The sequence below is a fragment of the Streptomyces sp. NPDC003327 genome, from assembly GCF_053589515.1.
In genome coordinates this window covers 1-15606 of sequence record NZ_JBSFSA010000043.1, presented here as the reverse complement: position 1 = coordinate 15606, position 15606 = coordinate 1, and the positions used below count along the sequence as shown (strand labels likewise).

Annotated in this window: 13 protein-coding genes; 5 read left to right on the top strand and 8 right to left on the bottom strand. The window is 74.1% G+C overall.

Annotated features, from left to right (window positions below; all coding sequences use genetic code 11):
* Positions 1–51: 51 nt before the first annotated feature.
* The 3 genes from ACWDVG_RS25910 to ACWDVG_RS25900 are packed head-to-tail and all read right to left on the bottom strand — an operon-like array spanning position 52 to position 2749.
* The gene (locus ACWDVG_RS25910; protein WP_451702440.1) at positions 52–816 is read right to left on the bottom strand and encodes a polysaccharide deacetylase family protein; all 765 of its coding nucleotides are present in this window, start codon (positions 814–816) and stop codon (positions 52–54) included.
* 44 nt (positions 817–860) lie between these two features.
* Positions 861–1925, bottom strand: a complete 1065-nt coding sequence (locus ACWDVG_RS25905; protein WP_451702368.1) for a glycosyltransferase family 2 protein — start codon at positions 1923–1925, stop codon at positions 861–863.
* Positions 1922–2749 carry a glycosyltransferase family 2 protein gene (locus ACWDVG_RS25900; RefSeq protein ID WP_451702366.1) on the bottom strand — a complete coding sequence of 276 codons (828 nt, stop codon included), beginning with the start codon at positions 2747–2749 and terminating at the stop codon, positions 1922–1924. The genes ACWDVG_RS25905 and ACWDVG_RS25900 overlap by 4 nt, the downstream gene beginning before the upstream one ends.
* A gap of 562 nt (positions 2750–3311) precedes the next feature.
* On the opposite strand from ACWDVG_RS25900, the gene ACWDVG_RS25895 reads away from it, so the two are divergent.
* Positions 3312–4118, top strand: coding sequence for an SGNH/GDSL hydrolase family protein (locus ACWDVG_RS25895; RefSeq protein ID WP_451702364.1), 807 nt, complete (start codon positions 3312–3314; stop codon positions 4116–4118).
* On the opposite strand, the gene ACWDVG_RS25890 is transcribed toward ACWDVG_RS25895, so the two are convergent.
* Positions 4102–5184, bottom strand: a complete 1083-nt coding sequence (locus ACWDVG_RS25890) for a protein kinase domain-containing protein (protein ID WP_451702362.1) — start codon at positions 5182–5184, stop codon at positions 4102–4104. The genes ACWDVG_RS25895 and ACWDVG_RS25890 overlap by 17 nt on opposite strands.
* Positions 5185–5508: 324 nt before the next feature.
* Here ACWDVG_RS25890 and ACWDVG_RS25885 point away from each other — a divergent pair, with 324 nt between their 5' ends.
* Positions 5509–5781, top strand: coding sequence for a hypothetical protein (locus ACWDVG_RS25885; protein ID WP_451702360.1), 273 nt, complete (start codon positions 5509–5511; stop codon positions 5779–5781).
* A 159-nt stretch (positions 5782–5940) separates the two neighbouring features.
* Here the strand turns inward: ACWDVG_RS25885 and ACWDVG_RS25880 are convergent, their stop codons facing one another.
* The 4 genes from ACWDVG_RS25880 to hmgA are packed head-to-tail and all read right to left on the bottom strand — an operon-like array spanning position 5941 to position 10573.
* Complete coding sequence (locus ACWDVG_RS25880; RefSeq protein ID WP_451702358.1) at positions 5941–7137, bottom strand: CaiB/BaiF CoA transferase family protein; 1197 nt, start codon at positions 7135–7137, stop codon at positions 5941–5943.
* A 59-nt stretch (positions 7138–7196) separates the two neighbouring features.
* Positions 7197–8414 carry a type ISP restriction/modification enzyme gene (locus ACWDVG_RS25875; RefSeq protein WP_451702355.1) on the bottom strand — a complete coding sequence of 406 codons (1218 nt, stop codon included), beginning with the start codon at positions 8412–8414 and terminating at the stop codon, positions 7197–7199.
* 54 nt (positions 8415–8468) lie between these two features.
* Positions 8469–9218 carry a GntR family transcriptional regulator gene (locus tag ACWDVG_RS25870; protein ID WP_451702353.1) on the bottom strand — a complete coding sequence of 250 codons (750 nt, stop codon included), beginning with the start codon at positions 9216–9218 and terminating at the stop codon, positions 8469–8471.
* Between the two features lie 41 nt (positions 9219–9259).
* Entirely contained in the window at positions 9260–10573 is a 1314-nt protein-coding gene (gene hmgA, locus ACWDVG_RS25865; protein ID WP_451702350.1) for a homogentisate 1,2-dioxygenase, read from the bottom strand.
* Between the two features lie 278 nt (positions 10574–10851).
* Between hmgA and ACWDVG_RS25860 the strand changes: the two genes are divergently transcribed.
* The 3 genes from ACWDVG_RS25860 (at position 10852) to ACWDVG_RS25850 (ending at position 15481) form a co-directional block, all read left to right on the top strand.
* The gene (locus ACWDVG_RS25860) at positions 10852–11589 is read left to right on the top strand and encodes a TetR family transcriptional regulator (protein ID WP_451702348.1); all 738 of its coding nucleotides are present in this window, start codon (positions 10852–10854) and stop codon (positions 11587–11589) included.
* A 27-nt stretch (positions 11590–11616) separates the two neighbouring features.
* Positions 11617–13872, top strand: a complete 2256-nt coding sequence (locus ACWDVG_RS25855) for a molybdopterin oxidoreductase family protein (RefSeq protein ID WP_451702345.1) — start codon at positions 11617–11619, stop codon at positions 13870–13872.
* A 133-nt stretch (positions 13873–14005) separates the two neighbouring features.
* Positions 14006–15481: a CitMHS family transporter gene (locus ACWDVG_RS25850; RefSeq protein WP_451702342.1), complete on the top strand. Its 1476-nt coding sequence runs from the start codon at positions 14006–14008 to the stop codon at positions 15479–15481.
* Positions 15482–15606: the final 125 nt, after the last annotated feature.

Here is a 15606-nt window from a genome sequence, read left to right as displayed (position 1 = left end):
TTACGGGCCCGCACGGCCGGCCGGCGGGTACGGGGCCGAGGCCGTCGGCCGTCAGATCCAGTGGCCTCGCACCGCGCCCCGGGCGCGCCTGACCAGCGCGTACCCCTTCGTCATCGCCCGGTCCGCCGCGAAGTTCCGTCCGATCGCCCGCCCCTCGACGAGCCGCGTGAACTCCTCGATGTCCGTGGAGCGGCGGACGGTGACGCGTTCCAGGGCGTACGGCCCCTGGCGGCGGCGGGCCAGCGCGTTGCCGACGGCGAGCGCCTGGGTGAACCCGGCCTCGCGGACGGTGTCCCGGACGCGCCTGCTGGAGTAGCCGTACGGGTAGGCGAAGGAGACGGGCGCGGTGCCGAGCTCCTCGGCGACGATCTCGCGGCAGCGCAGGGTCTCGAACCGGAGCCGCTCCGCGTCGAGTTGGTCGAGCTGCGGGTGGGAGTGGCTGTGGCCGCCGATCTCCGTGCCCGCCTCCGCGAGCTCCCGCACCTGCCGCCAGTCGAGCATCGTGTCGAGCGCGCCGCCCTGTTCGTGGCGGCCGCGCAGCCAGCCGGTGGAGACGAAGACCGTGCTCGCGAAGGCGTGCCGGGCCAGCACGGGCAGCGCGTGCCGGTGCACCCCCTCGTAACCGTCGTCGAACGTGATGAGGAGCGGGCGCTCCGGCAGTGGACCCCCGGTGCGCCAGGCGGCGGCCAGGGCCGCGGTGGTGAGCGGGGTGAACCCGCGCTGTGCGACCACGTCCATCTGCGCGGCGAAGGCCTCGGGCGTGACCGAGAGGCCCAGGGTCGCGGGCGCCGGGTCCCCGTCGACGGCGTGGTACATGAGGATCGGCACGGCGGTGCCCGCCGCCCCCGTCGCGGGCCCGCTCACGCGGCCGCCCCCTTCGCGTCGCCGTCGGCTGCGGCGGTCACGGCCGGCCCCGCCGCCTCCGCCGGTTCGATCGGCCCCCAGGAGAACGTCGGCGCGCCGCCGCGCCGGGACCGCAGGGTGCCGAGGACGTAGCCGACGGCCGCGCCGGTCACGCCCGCGACGATCGCTCCGGCCCGCCCGGCGCCGCCCGCGCGGCCGCGCAGCGCGTCGCCGAGCCCGCGCAGCACCCCGGCGGGCAGCACCCGCGTGGTGTAGCGCCGCTCGGACTCCAGGCCCTTCTGCGCGCCGACGCTCCGGGCGACCAGCGCCTTGGAGAGCCCCTCGGCGTAGACCCGGGTGCGGAAGTAGGCGAAGCGCTCGCGGGCGGCGGGCACCTTGTGGTGGATGACGGCCCGGTCGTCGATGAGCAGGACGGCGCCGGGCAGCGCCTGGGCGAGGCGGATGCACAGCTCCGTCTCCTCGCAGCCGAGCGGCCGCCGGTCGCCGTCCCGGCCGATGCCGGTGGCGAAGCCGCCCGCCGCGTCGAAGGCGGTGCGCCGGAAGGAGGCGTTGCCGCCGAGGACGTTGCGCACCCGGACGCGGCCGGGGGGCAGCCCCCGGTACGTACAGCCGACGACCCAGTCGAACTCCTCGGGGAACCAGGCCGGGCGGTGGCCGGAGGCCCAGGCGGGGAGGGTCCGGCCGCCGACGGCCATGACCCGCGGGTCGTCGTAGGCGGCGGCGAGGTGGTGGAGCCAGTCGTGAGCGGCGACGGCGTCGTCGTCGAGGAAGGCCACGAACTCGCCGCGGGCGGCGGCGATGCCGGTGTTGCGTCCGGAGGAGAGGCCGCGGGGGCCCGCGTTGGCGAGCACCCGCACCTCCTCACGGAGCCGTGCGTCCGCGTACTCCTCGGTGAGCCGGTGGAGCAGCCGCTCGTTGTGGTCGACCACGAGCAGCGTCTCCAGCGGCGCCAGGGACTGCTTCCGTACGGAGTCGACGGCGGCGAGGATGTCCTCCCACCGCTCCTCCGTGTAGACGCAGATCACCACCGAGAAGCCGGGCGGGGACGGACGGTCGCTCAAGAGACCCCTCCGCGGGGGACGTTCACCGAGAAGGCGGCGGGCCGGCGGCGCGCGGCCCGGCTGACGGCCTTCTCCTTGAGGATGACCTTGAGGACGCGGATGCCGTCGCGCACCGCGTTGAGGTTGCTGACGCCGTGGATGCGGAGGTACTCGTGGCTGGGCACCTCCTGCACCTTGAGACCGGCCTTGACGACGCGGATGTTGATCAAGGTCTCGATCTCGAATCCGGTGCAGTCGAGGGTGATCTTGTCGAGGCAGTGCCGCCAGAAGGCGTTGTAGCCGTAGCAGAGATCGGTGTACCGGGCGCCGAACTTGCGGTTGACGAGGGTGCACAGGGCCCAGTTGCCGAGGCGCCGGATGGTGGTCATGTCGTCCGTGCCGCCGCCGTTGGCGAAGCGCGAGCCCTTGGCGAAGTCGGCGCCGCCCACGAGGGCGGAGACATAACTGACGATCTCCTGGCCGTCGGCCGAGCCGTCGGCGTCGACCATGACGATGATGTCGCCGGTGCACGCGGCGAATCCGCTGATCAGCGCGTCGCCCTTGCCCTTGCCGACCTGCTTCACGACCTTGACGTCCGGCCACAGGTCACGGGCGACCTCGACCGTGTTGTCCGTGGAATTTCCGTCGACGAGGACGACTTCGTGAATCCATTCCGGCAGCGTCTGGAAGACGTACGGAAGATTTTCGGCTTCGTTCATCGCCGGGATGACGACACTCACCGGCGGAGTGATCGCCAAATGCGAGGTGATGGCCCGGTATTCGGCCGCTATTCGACTCGGCTCGGTGATTTCTTGGCCCGTGGCAGGGCGCAGGAACGAGCTCATGGTCCGGTTTCCCTCTCGTCCGGTGGGCCGCCCACCCCTTGGGCGGTCCGATGGTGTGTCCGGTTACGAAAGGGGGGTTCTCACCCCGCCCGCACGGCAGCGATCTCCGTACGGGATCGGCGAGTTGGCATGACTGGCCGCGCGGTACCCGCGACTCGGCGCACGTTCGAACACCGAGCACGGCACCCCCCTACCGCGCCCCGCGCCGTGGTCCGTCGCGACGCCTGTGCCCTCCCCTGGGCGGCGTTCGGCACGGTTCGGTGCGGGTGAGATGTACGACGGTATTGATGAATGGGACTGTATGGCAAGTGCCGGATCTGTGGCCCGCTTTTCCGTAGATTGGCGAAGCTTCGACGGTCAGATGTGCAACCGTCCCGATCGGATTCTGTCAATCCCTCTCAGAGGCGGGAGTGGAAGTTCCGGTTCCTCAGGTGGCTTGAAACCGCCGGTTTCTGAGCAGGCGTCGGCCGGACTTCATCTCCAGTTTTGACATGAACACTTCCGGAGCGGCGGATCCGATGCTACTACCTGGTAGCGCAGAGATCCTGCTACAGGAGGTCCCATGAAACTGTCCCGATTCGCGGCCTTTTCGTCCTCGCTCCTGCTCGGCGCCGTCCTCGCACTCACCGGTGCGGGCGCGGCGAACGCGGCCGAGACCGCCGCCCTCGACTACGTGGCCCTGGGCGACTCGTACTCCTCCGGCGTCGGCGCCGGCAGCTACGACAGCGCCAGCGGCGACTGCAAGCGCTCCACCAAGGCTTACCCCCGGCTGTGGGCCAACGCGAACGCCCCCTCGTCCTTCGCCTTCACCGCCTGCTCGGGCGCCCGAACGGGTGATGTGACCGCCAATCAGCTCGGCCCGCTCTCGTCCGCCACCGACCTGGTCTCCGTCACGATCGGGGGAAATGACGCCGGTTTCGCCGACGTCATGACCACCTGTGTGCTCCAGTCCGAGTCCACCTGCATCAACCGTGTGAATCAGGCCAAGAGCTACGTCGACACCACGCTCCCCGGCAAGCTCGACTCCGTCTACACCGCCATCAGGAACAAGGCTCCGGCCGCCCGCGTCGTCGTCCTCGGATACCCGCGCTTCTACCAGCTCTCCGGCAGCTGCATCGCCGGCCTCAGCGAGAACGAGCGCCGTGCCATCAACGGCGCCGCCGACTACCTCAACGCGGCCACCGCCAAGCGCGCCGCCGACCACGGCTACACCTTCGCCAGCGTCGTCCCCGCCTTCACCGGCCACGAGATCTGCTCCGGCTCGGCCTGGCTGCACAGCGTCAACTGGCTCAACATCGGCGAGTCGTACCACCCGACCGCGGCCGGCCAGTCCGGCGGCTACCTGCCCAGCTTCAGGGCCGTGCTGTAACGGTCGGGACGTTCCCCGTGACCGTGGCACCGGGTTCGGCCGGGGCGGTGCTCGAAGGATCGCCCCCGCCCGGACCGGTGCCCGGTTCCCCGTCCCTCAGCAGATGAAACGCCAACGCCCCCGCGAGCAGAAGCGCGCCGACGATCCCGGCCGCGAGCACGGCGCCCCGACGGGGCCCGCGCGGGGGCCTCTTCGTGACGGTGGGTGAGGAACCGGGGCCCGGCCCCGCCGTGCTCCCCGCGCCGACGCCGGATCCCCCTCCGGCCCCCTCCCCGTCCCCTTCTCCGTCGCTGGTGCGCCGCCGCGCCTCCCGGTCCTGGGGGTGCGAGGCCGGGCGCACGTCCCCGTCGGGCGTCCCGCCCGCCGCGATCCGGCGCAGCTCCCGCTCGGCCCGGTCCGCCGGGGTGCGGGCCTCCGGGTCCTCCCGGAGCAGCCCCTCGACCACGGCGGCCAGCGGGCCGGTCGGACGGCCGCCGACGGCGGCCTCCAGGAGCGCGCCCACCGCCCGCAGGTCCTCGGCGGACCCCTCGGCGCGCGCTTCGGCGCTCGTGTCCGCGTCGGCGCGGTGCGCGGTCCCGGCCGTCGCCCCGCCCGTCGCCGTACCGAAGCCGGTCACGACCGTCCGCCCGTCGTTGGCGAGCAGCACCCGGTCCGGTCCGGGGTCCCGGTGCGGGACGCCCGCCGCCCGGGCCGCGTCCAGCGCGGCGAGGACGTCGGCGCCGACGCGCGCGGCCTCCCGGTCGTCCAGCGGGCCGTCGGCCTCCACGGTCTCGGCCAGGGTGAGGCCCCGGACCAGCTCCATGACGATCCACGGCCGGCCCCGCTCGACGGCCACGTCGTACACGCGGGCGATGCCGGGGTGGTCGAGCCGTCCCGCCGCCCGCGCCTCGCCCGCGATCCGTTCGTGGAGCCGCCGCTCCTCCGCCGCGGCCAGGCCGGGCGGGGCGTGGACCTCCTTGACGGCGACCTCGCCGCCGGTGGTCTCGTCGCGGGCGCGCCACACCGTGCCCGTGGCGCCCTCCGCCAGAAGGTCGAGAAGCCGGTAACGACCCGCGATCACCGTCATGGATCCACGGTAGCCGAGCCCGCTCCACCCGCCCCCGTTCGTGTGCGCCCGGCGTGGGTAGACGAGTAGCATGATCGTGGTGGTGGAGATCACACCGCGTTCACCCTCGCAGTGGGCGTCCACGGGCCCCCGGGGAGGGTTCGTGACGATTCGACAGGTGTTCGACCGCTGTCCAACTCGGCCTGGAATCAGATGGATTCGGACAGTGACCGTCAATCACCGTACGAGTGCGGTGAATCGCGTCGCCGGGATACACGCGTGTCATGGTGGGGCGATAGGGTTAACCTGCCCGGGCCGGGTGCCCTCGTACGGGTGGGGAGTGACATGGAACAGATAGCAATGCGCAGCAGGCCGCGAGTGCCTGCCATCACCTGCGGGAGCAGCGCGACCAGTTCGCGGCTCGACCGCCATCTCTCGGTGCTGGGCGGACCCGCCCTGCCGCAGCGCGAGGTGGCCGAGGCGACGCTGCTCATGCGGGAACTGACGACACGTACGCACGAGGCGCCGGTGCAGGGTCACCGCAGCCGCAGCGCGCGCGTCTCGCTCTTCGCACCGCTCCGCCGCCTGCGCCGCTCGCTCTTCGGCGCGCGCGGCTAGCCACCGGCCGGGCCCGGCCCCGCGTACCCCGACGCATCCCGCCCACGTCGGCCCGGCCCGCCCGTACGTCATCCGACCGCGACCCCGCCGGACGTGTCCCCGCCCGTCCGGCGGAGCCGCGGTCGCGCCGTGACCGGCGGGCGGCGCGTCCCGCACCGCTCAGGCGACGACCCCCGCCTCCCGCAGTTCCCTCACCTCGGACACCGGCACGCCCAGATCCGCCAGGATCGCGTCCGTGTCCTGCCCCAGCGCGGGCACGCGGTCCATGCGCGGCTCCGGCGCGTCCGGGAAGACCACCGGCGGCAGCAGCGCACGCAGCGGCCCCACCGGCGTCTCCACCTCGCGCCAGCGGCCCCGGGCCGTCAGCTGCGGATGCTCCGCGAGCTGCGCCACCGAGTTGAGCCGGGCACAGGCGATCCCCGCCGCCTCCAGGCGCGCCAGGGCCTCCGCCACGGACAGCGGCGCCAGGGCCTCCGCCACGACCGCGTCCGTCGCCCCGCGCCCCGCCACCCGCGCCGCGTTCGTCGCGAACGCCGGGTCGTCGGCGAGCCCGGGGCGGCCGATCACCCGCTCGGCGAGGCGCCGCCACTCCCGGTCGTTCTGCACCGAGAGCAGCACCAGGTCCCCGTCCGCCGTCGGATAGGCGTCGTAGGGCGCGATCACGGCGTGCGCGAGCCCCGTGCGCGCCGGGGCCGTGCCCCCGTGCATCCCGTGGTGCAACGGATGCCCCATCCACTCGGCGAGGGAATCGAACAGCGACACCTCCACCGGACCGCCGCGCCCGGTCGTGCCGCGCCGTACGAGAGCGGCGAGGACACCGGAGAAGGCGTACATCCCGGCCGCGATGTCGGCGGCCGGGACGCCGGACTTGACGGGCCGCTCCGGCGTGCCGGTGACGGAGACGAGACCGGCCTCGCACTGCACGAGCATGTCGTAGGCCCGCTTGTGGGCGTACGGTCCCTCCGCCCCGTACCCGGAGACGTCGACCGCGACCAGCCGCGGGTGCGCCGCGCACAGCGTCGCCGCGTCGAGGCCGAGGCGGGCCGCCGCGCCCTGCGCGAGGTTCTGCACGAAGACGTCGGCGTCCGCCACCAGGCGCCGCACCAGGGCGAGTCCGCGCGGGTCCTTCAGGTCGACCGCGAGGGACTCCTTGCCGCGGTTGCACCAGACGAAGTGCGAGGCGAGGCCGCGGGCCGCCGTGTCGTACCCCCGGGCGAAGTCCCCGCCGTCGGGGCGCTCGACCTTCACGACCCGCGCGCCGAGGTCGGCGAGCTGCCGGGTGGCGAAGGGGGCGGCGACGGCCTGCTCGACGGCGACGACCGTGATCCCCTCCAGGGGGAGTGGCTGAGTGCTCATGACAGCCCTGCCTACCCTGCGGGCCCGGCCCCTGTCACCTGCCGCCCCCGGGCCGGGCGTCAGAGCAGCGCGAACTGCCCCTCCGGCCCTTCCTCCCGGTGGTCCAGTACGGACGCGGGGCGGCGCGCCCGGTCCGGTACCGGGAGCACCCCCGCCGCCTCCAGCGCCGTCCGGCCGAGGCCACCCGGTTCCGCCGCGAACGCGGCCCGCTCCGCCTCCCGCGCCCCCAGCAGCGCCAGGACCGTGATCAGCTCCAGCAGCTCCGAGGTCCATTCCTGCGGCCAGGCCGCCGGGCCGATCGCCTCCAGCGAGCCGGGCTCGGCCGGCGCCGTCCTGCGCTCGAACCACTGCTCCAGGACCCGCACCCCGCCGACCCGGAAATCCCAGGCCTCCGCCGGCACGGGCGAGATCCGGCCCTCGCCGAGGCACAGGACCTCGTCCCCGGCCTCGTACGTCATGGTCCCCGGCCGTGCCGGGACCGCCGCCCGCACATAGGGGCGCCGCCCGCCGGGCAGCCGCGGCCGCGTCCCGCTGAGCGCCCCGCGCAGCTGGACGTCCAGCAGCTCCCGGCCCAGGGCCACGCCCGCCGCCCACACCTCCGGTTCCGCGGGCAGCGGCACCCGGCATCCGGCGGGGGAGGGGAGGGCGGCCGCCACCGTCCACGCCAGGAACTCCGGGGCGTCGACCCGGCGGCCGTACCGCGCGCCGAGGGCGTCGAGCAGCCCCGGCGCGAGGTTGGGCTCCAGGCCTCCCGGGCGGCGGAACAGCGGCCGGATCCGCCCCGGGCGCCCCGCGGGGGAGCGGCCCTCCGGCAGCGCCGCCGTCACCAGGAGCGCGGGCCCGGCCGCCGCCGGCACGTACCCCTGCTCGACGGCGAAGAGCTGCGGCTCGCCCGCCACCCGCCACAGCTCGGGGCGGGCGGTGTCGATCAGCCGGTGGTCGGGGAGCAGCCACTGCTCGTCGAACGGCGCGTGCGCCACCCGTACGGGCGCGGGACACGGGCCGGACTCGCGGACGAACCGCACGGTCCCGGTCCGCTGACCGGGCAGCGCCGCCACCGCGCTCGCGGGGGTCCGCGCCCTGCTCGGCCGGAACAGCGCCTCGCGCTCCGCTCCCTCGGCCGCCACCAGCCGGTCCCAGCGGGCCCGCAGCGTACGGACGTCGGGGGCGACGATCCACGACCGCCCGAACCGCAGCGGCGCGACGGACCAGGGCATCAGCTCGTCGAGGAGGGGCGCGTCGCCGACCGGTCCAGAGGCTTCCGTCACGCCCCGCATGCTAACGACCGCCCTCAGCGGGCCTCCACCGCCTCAGTGGGCTTCCACCCACCGTCAGTGGGCTTCCACCGTCACGGTGAAGGAGAACCGGTCGCCCCGGTAGCGAATGCGGGCCACGTCCACGACCCGGCCCGCCTCGTCGTACGTCACGCCCGTGTAGTGCAGGATCGGCGAGAGCAGCGGGACCTGGAGGAGCGTCGCCGTCTCCGGGTCGGCGAGCCGGGCCTCGACCGTGTCCGTGATCCGGCTGATCCGCACGCCCACCGCGTCCCGCAGCACCTTCGTCATCGGCCAGCGCTCCAGGTCGGCCGGGTCGATCGCCGCCGCCACCTCGGGCAGGACCGCGTTCTCCGCCCAGTTCGTCGGCTCGCCGCTCTCCCCGTCCGCGCGCAGCCGCCGGTACGCCACGACCTCCGGCACCTCGGGGAAGTACTCCGCCAGCTCCCCGGGCACGGGCTCCGTGCCGTGCCCGAGGAGCGTGGTCCGCTCGCCCGACTGCTGGGCCACGATCGCGTCGATCGAGCCGAGCAGCCGGCGCGGGGTGGAGCGCCGCGCACCCGGCTCGATGAAGGTGCCGCGCCGCCGGTGGCGGCTGATCAGCCCCTCCTCCTCCAGCTCCTTGAGCGCCTGGCGCATGGTCAGCACGCTCACGCCGTAGTGCGCGGCGAGCTGCTCCTCGGTGGGCAGCCGCAGCGACGCGTCGGGCGCGCGGCCCAGTATGGAGGCGCGCAGGGACTGCGAGACCTGGTACCACAGCGGCAGCTTGCGGTTCAGGACCAGCGAGTCGGGGGCGAAGGCGGTCACGGGGATCTCCGTACGACGGCTACGGGCTTACGGCCGGGACACTACGACCGGAAGTGGCGCTCAAGACCCTGCCACACGTCGTCGTACCCCTTCTGCAGATGGTCGGCGTTCACGGCCTGCGGGGTCGTGGCCACCGGCCAGCGGGTCTCGAACATGAAGGCCAGACCGTCGTCGATCTTCTGCGGCTTCAGCTCGGCGGCGCTCGCCCGGTCGAAGGTCTCCCGGTCGGGGCCGTGCGCCGACATCATGTTGTGCAGCGAGCCGCCGCCCGGCACGAAGCCCTCCGCCTTGGCGTCGTAGGCGCCCTCGATGAGGCCCATGTACTCGCTCATCACGTTCCGGTGGAAGTACGGCGGGCGGAAGGTGTCCTCGCCGACCAGCCAGCGCGGCGCGAAGACGACGAAGTCGACGCCCGCGAGGCCCGGGGTGTCGGAGGGCGCGGTGAGGACGGTGAAGATCGACGGGTCGGGGTGGTCGTAGGAGATCGTCCCGATGACGTTGAAGCGCCGCAGGTCGTAGACGTACGGGGTGTGGTTGCCGTGCCAGGCGACGACGTCCAGCGGGGAGTGGCCGTACGTCGCCGACCAGAGGTTGCCGCAGTACTTGTTGACCACCTCGACCGGGCCCTCGACGTCCTCGTAGGCGGCGACGGGGGCGCGGAAGTCGCGGGCGTTGGCGAGGCCGTTGGCGCCGATCGGGCCGAGGTCCGGCAGCTGGAACGGGGCGCCGTAGTTCTCGCAGACGTACCCGCGGGCGGTCTCGTCCAGCAGCTCGACGCGGAAGCGGACCCCGCGCGGGATCAGCGCGACCTCGCCGGGGCGGGCGGCGAGCAGCCCCAGCTCCGTGCGCAGGAGGAGGCCGCCGCGCTCGGGCACGATCAGCAGCTCGCCGTCGGAGTCGCCGAAGACCCGCTCCATGGAGGCGTTGGCGTGGTAGAGGTGCACGGCCATGCCGGTGCGCTGCGTCACGTCGCCGTTGCCGCCGAGGGTCCACAGCCCGGCCAGCCAGTCGGTGCCGGGCGCGGGCTCGGGCAGCGGGTTCCAGCGCAGCCGGTTGGGGTCCGGCACCGTCCCGGTGAAGGGCGCGCCCGCGAGGGCGCCGTTGTCGGTCCGGGTGAACGGCGGATGCGCGGCCGAGGGCCGGATCCGGTAGAGCCAGGAGCGGCGGTTGTGGGCCCGCGGCTCGGTGAAGGCGCTGCCGCTGAGCTGCTCGGCGTAGAGGCCGAGGGGGGCGCGCTGCGGCGAGTTCCGGCCGTCCGGCAGTGCGCCGGGGACCGCCTCCGAGCTGTGCTCGTTGCCGAATCCGGTGCTGTAGGTGAGCGCCTCGGCCGTCTTCCTGGCCTGCTCCGTGGTCATCGCCCGCTCCTGTCCTGAGCCCGCAAGGGAATCCTATGGGTGACCGTAGGATTCCGCACCCGCTCCCGTCAACGGGGCGCCCGGCCGGGGAGCCCCCGGACCGGGCGTGCGCGGGGGTCTGCTCGCCCGAACCAAGGGCCTCCCGGCGCGCCCGCGCCCGGTCCTTCGCCCGGCGGCGGCCGGCCCCTCGCCCGGCCTGCGCCACCCCCTCGCCCGGCCTGCGCCCGGCTGCGCCGTTGCCCGGAACGGCTGCCCCCGGCGGGGACCGGAGCGGCATCATGGATCCCGTGCCCCAGACCCGCCCCCAGACCGCCGCGGTGTTCCGCCGCGCCCCCGTGCAGCAGCGCAGCGCCGAGCGGCTCGCCCGCATCCTCGACGCCTGTGCCGTGCTCCTCGACGAGGTCGGCTACGAGCAGTTGAGCACCCGCGCCGTCGCCGTCCGCGCGGGCGTCCCGATCGGCTCCGTGTACCGCTTCTTCGGCAACAAGCGCGCGATGGTCGCCGCCCTCGCCCACCGCAACCTCGACCACTACGCGGAGCGGGTCTCCCGTCGTCTCGCGGCGGCGCCCCGCCTCGACGCGTACGGCGCGATCGACGGCGTCCTCGACGAGTTCCTCGCGATGAAGCGGACCGTCCCGGGCTTCGCACTCGTCGACTTCGGCGTCCCGGCCCCCGCTCCCGGCGAGACGGCCGCCGGAGGCGCCGACGCCACCGCCGCCACCGCCGACGCCGCCGACGCCGCCCCCGACGCGAACGGGGCCGCCGCCGACGCCGTCGTCGAGGACCCCAACCGCCTCGTCGCCGAACGGATCTGCGCCCTCCTCGCCGCCCATCTGGGCCGGCCCGCCGACGAGGAGCTCCACCGCAAGGTCCTCGTGGGCGTGGAGACCGCCGACGCCCTCGTCCGGCTCGCCTTCCGGGCCGATCCGCAGGGCGATCCGGCGCTCGTCGCCGAGACTCGGCAGCTGCTCCACGCGTACCTCGCCCCCTCCCTGACGCCGCCCCCCGCGCCGTAACCCTCCCCTACGTGCCAACCGGTCGGTATGCTCGGCGGCGCAGTCCGCCACCGCCGCCTGGCCACGCCCCCGGGAGACGCCTTGACCACCGCCCTGCGCATCTGCCCCCTCTGCGAAGCCACCTGCGGGCTCGTCCTGACCCTCGACGGAACCCGCGTCACCGGGGCCCGCGGCGACCGCGACGACGTCTTCAGCCAGGGGTTCGTCTGCCCCAAGGGCGCCGCCTTCCCCGAGGTCGACGCCGACCCGGACCGGCTCCGCCGCCCCCTCGTCCGCCGGGACGGCGAACTGCGGGAGGCCACCTGGGCCGAGGCGTTCGACACCATCGCCGCGCGCATCCGTCCGCTCGTCGAGCGGTACGGCCCCGACTCCGTGGGCGTCGTCCTCGGCAACCCCAACGTGCACACCATGGCCGGAGCCCTCTACCCGCCGCTCCTCATCGGCGCTCTCGGCACGCGGAACGTCTTCACCGCGTCCACGCTCGACCAGATGCCCAAGCACGTTTCCAGCGGCCTGCTCTTCGGCGACCCCCTCGCCGTCCCCGTGCCCGACCTGGACCGCACCGACCACCTCCTCCTGCTCGGCGCCAACCCGCTGGACTCCAACGGCAGCCTGTGCACCGCGCCCGACTTCCCCGGCAGGCTCAAGGCCCTGCGCCGACGCGGCGGCACCCTCACCGTCGTCGACCCCCGCCGCACCCGCACCGCGCGCCTCGCCGACCGGCACGTCGCCATCCGCCCCGGAGCCGACGCGCTGCTCCTCGCCGCCCTCGTCCACACCCTCTTCGACGAGGACCTCACCGACCTCGGCCCGCTCGCCGCCCACACCGAGGGCGTCGATGAGGTCAGGGCCGCGGTGCGGGAGTTCAGCCCCGAGGCCGTCGCCGCCGCCTGCGACATCGACGCCCCCACCGTCCGCGCGCTCGCCCGCGAACTCGCCGCCGCGCCCACCGCCGCCGTCTACGGGCGGATGGGCAGCTCCACCGTCGCGTACGGCACCCTCGCCAACTGGCTCGTCGACGTCCTCAACGTCCTCACCGGCAACCTCGACCGCCCGGGCGGCGCGCTCTTCCCCCTCTCCGCCACCGCCCCCGCGCCCCGGCCGGCCGGACCCGGCCGCGGCTTCGCCCTGGGCCGCCGCCACAGCCGCGTGTCCCACCACCCCGAGACCAAGGGCGAGTTGCCGATGGTCGCGCTCGCCGAGGAGATCGAGACGGAGGGCGAGGGGCGCATCAGGGCCGTGATCACCATCGCCGCCAACCCCGTCCTCTCCGCCCCCGACGGCCGACGCCTCGACGCCGCCCTCGGCACCCTCGACCTGATGGTCGCCGTCGACCCGTACCTCAACGAGACCACCCGCCACGCCGACGTCGTCCTGCCCCCGCCGCCGCCCACCCGGAGCGCCCACTTCGACTTCGCCTTCAACGGCTTCGCCGTCCGCGACCAGGTCCGCTGGACCCCCGCCGCCGTCCCCCTCGAAGCGGAGCTGATGGACGAGTGCGAGATCCACGCCCGCCTCGTCCTCGCCGCCTCCGGCATGCACGGCGCGCCGCCGTCCGCCGTCGACGACCTCGCCGTCGACACCACCCTCGCCAGGGCCGTCACCCAGGAGCACTCACCCGCCTACGGCGCGGACCCCAAGGAGTACGCCGCCCGGCTCGCCGGCGACAGCGGCCCCGAGCGCCGGCTCGACCTGATGCTGCGCCTCGGCCCGTACGGACTCACCCTCGACGAGCTGAAGGCGCACCCGCACGGCATCGACCTGGGCCCGCTGAAGTCCCGCCTCCCGCAGGTGCTGAAGACCCGCAGCGGCCGCGTCGAGCTCCTGCCCGGCCCGATCGCCGCCGACCTGCCCCGGCTGCGGGCCGCGCTCGACGACGTACCGGAGCCGGGGACGCTCCGGCTCGTCGGCCGCCGCCACCTGCGCTCCAACAACAGCTGGCTGCACAACGCCCCTTCGCTCAACGGGGGTTCCAACCGGTGCACCCTCCAGGTGCACCCGGAGGACGCGGCCCGCCTCGGGCTCACGGACGGCGGGCTCGCCCGCGTCGCCGGGAAGGGCGGCGAGCTGGAGGTGCCGGTGGAGGTCACCGACGCCGTGCGCCCGGGCGTGGTGAGCCTGCCGCACGGCTGGGGACACGACCGCCCCGGCACCCGGCTCACGGTGGCCGCCACCCGCCCCGGCGTCAACGTCAACCAGCTGCTCGACGGCTCGCTGATCGACCCGCTCTCGGGCACCGCGGTCCTCAACGGCTTCCCCGTCGACGTCGTGGCCCTGACCTGACCGCCCCGCTCTGACCTGGGGTTTTGCTCGTATTGCTCACGCGTCAACGTCTTGTTAACGCGGGAAGGGGGCACCTACGGTCGTCCGGACCGCCGCTCGGCGGCAGTTCAAGGGTGAACGTGAGGTGTCCTCCATGCTGACCGTCCTCGGCTTCGCCATGATCGCGACCTTCCTGGTCCTGATCATGCTGAAGAAGATGTCCCCGATCGCGGCGCTCGTGCTGATCCCGGCACTCTTCTGCGTCGCGGTCGGGCAGGGTGCCCAACTCGGCGACTACGTCATCGACGGCGTCGGCAAACTGGCGCCCACCGCCGCGATGCTGATGTTCGCGATCGTCTACTTCGGCGTGATGATCGACGTCGGACTCTTCGACCCGATCGTCCGGGGCATCCTGCGCTTCTGCAAGGCCGACCCGGTCCGCGTGGTCGTCGGTACGGCGGTGCTCGCCGCGATCGTCTCGCTCGACGGCGACGGCTCGACCACCTTCATGATCACCGTCTCGGCGATGTATCCGCTCTACAAGCGGCTCGGCATGAGCCTGGTCGTCATGACAGGGGTGGCCGCCACCGCCAACGGCGTCATGAACACGCTGCCCTGGGGCGGCCCCACCGCCCGCGCCGCGACCGCCCTCAAACTGGACGCCGCCGACATCTTCGTGCCGATGATCCCCGCGCTCGGCGCGGGCCTGCTGTTCGTCTTCGTCCTGGCGTACGTCCTCGGGCTCCGCGAGCGCAGGCGCGTCGGCTACCTGACGCTCGACGGCGCCCTGGCCCCGGAGACGGAGACGGAGACGGAGACGGAGACGGAGACCGTGCTCGCGACGACCGGCGGCGGAGAGGCCCGTGGAGGAGCGGCGGGAGGTGCCGCGCGGGGCGCCGGCGCGGGTGCCGCCGCGGGTGCCGGATCCGCCGGTCCCGCCGATGCCCCGCGTCCCGCCGGAGCCGAGGGCGCGGAAGGGGGCGGGTCCTTCCAGGGCCTCGACCCGCACCGCGCGACGCTGCGCCCCGGGCTGTACTGGTTCAACGCGGCGCTCACCGTCGCGCTGCTCGCCGCCATGATCATGGAACTGCTGCCGATCCCGGTGCTGTTCCTGCTCGGCGCCGCCCTCGCCCTCACCGTCAACTACCCGAACATGGCCGAGCAGAAGGCCCGGATCGCCGCCCACGCCGACAACGTCCTCAACGTCGCCGGCATGGTCTTCGCCGCCGCCGTCTTCACCGGCGTCCTCACCGGCACCGGCATGGTCGCGGCCATGGCCGACTGGCTCGTCGGCGCCGTCCCGGAGGGCATGGGCCCGCACATGGCCCTGGTGACCGGCCTCCTGAGCCTCCCGCTCACGTACTTCATGTCGAACGACGGCTTCTACTTCGGCGTCCTGCCGGTCCTCGCCGAGGCGGGTGCGGCGCACGGCGTGTCGCCGCTGGAGATCGCGCGGGCCTCGCTCGTCGGCCAGGCCCTGCACATGTCGAGCCCGCTGGTGCCCGCGGTGTACGTCCTGGTCGGCATGGCGAAGGTGGAGTTCGGCGACCACACCCGCTTCACCGTGAAATGGGCGGCGCTGACCTCGCTGGTGGTGCTGGCGGCGGCCGTGCTCTTCGGGATCGTCTGAGGCGACCGTCCCGGTCGGGCGACCGCCCGGCCGCTCACCGGAGTCGTAGACGAGTCCGGGCCGCAGCATGGCCCGTGCGTCCACCTCGCCGGCGCCCTGCGCGAAGGCGTCGTCGCTGTTCCTGC

Excerpts from the sequence above, each read along its gene's own strand:
- ACWDVG_RS25910 (WP_451702440.1), bottom strand. The coding sequence starts at position 816 with ATGTACCACGCCGTCGACGGGGACCCGGCGCCCGCGACCCTGGGCCTC.
- ACWDVG_RS25900 (WP_451702366.1), bottom strand. The coding sequence starts at position 2,749 with ATGAGCTCGTTCCTGCGCCCTGCCACGGGCCAAGAAATCACCGAGCCG.
- ACWDVG_RS25895 (WP_451702364.1), top strand. The coding sequence starts at position 3,312 with ATGAAACTGTCCCGATTCGCGGCCTTTTCGTCCTCGCTCCTGCTCGGC.
- ACWDVG_RS25890 (WP_451702362.1), bottom strand. The coding sequence starts at position 5,184 with ATGACGGTGATCGCGGGTCGTTACCGGCTTCTCGACCTTCTGGCGGAG.
- ACWDVG_RS25885 (WP_451702360.1), top strand. The coding sequence starts at position 5,509 with ATGGAACAGATAGCAATGCGCAGCAGGCCGCGAGTGCCTGCCATCACC.
- ACWDVG_RS25880 (WP_451702358.1), bottom strand. The coding sequence starts at position 7,137 with ATGAGCACTCAGCCACTCCCCCTGGAGGGGATCACGGTCGTCGCCGTC.
- ACWDVG_RS25875 (WP_451702355.1), bottom strand. The coding sequence starts at position 8,414 with ATGCGGGGCGTGACGGAAGCCTCTGGACCGGTCGGCGACGCGCCCCTC.
- hmgA (WP_451702350.1), bottom strand. The coding sequence starts at position 10,573 with ATGACCACGGAGCAGGCCAGGAAGACGGCCGAGGCGCTCACCTACAGC.
- ACWDVG_RS25860 (WP_451702348.1), top strand. The coding sequence starts at position 10,852 with ATGGATCCCGTGCCCCAGACCCGCCCCCAGACCGCCGCGGTGTTCCGC.
- ACWDVG_RS25855 (WP_451702345.1), top strand. The coding sequence starts at position 11,617 with ATGCTCGGCGGCGCAGTCCGCCACCGCCGCCTGGCCACGCCCCCGGGA.
- ACWDVG_RS25850 (WP_451702342.1), top strand. The coding sequence starts at position 14,006 with ATGCTGACCGTCCTCGGCTTCGCCATGATCGCGACCTTCCTGGTCCTG.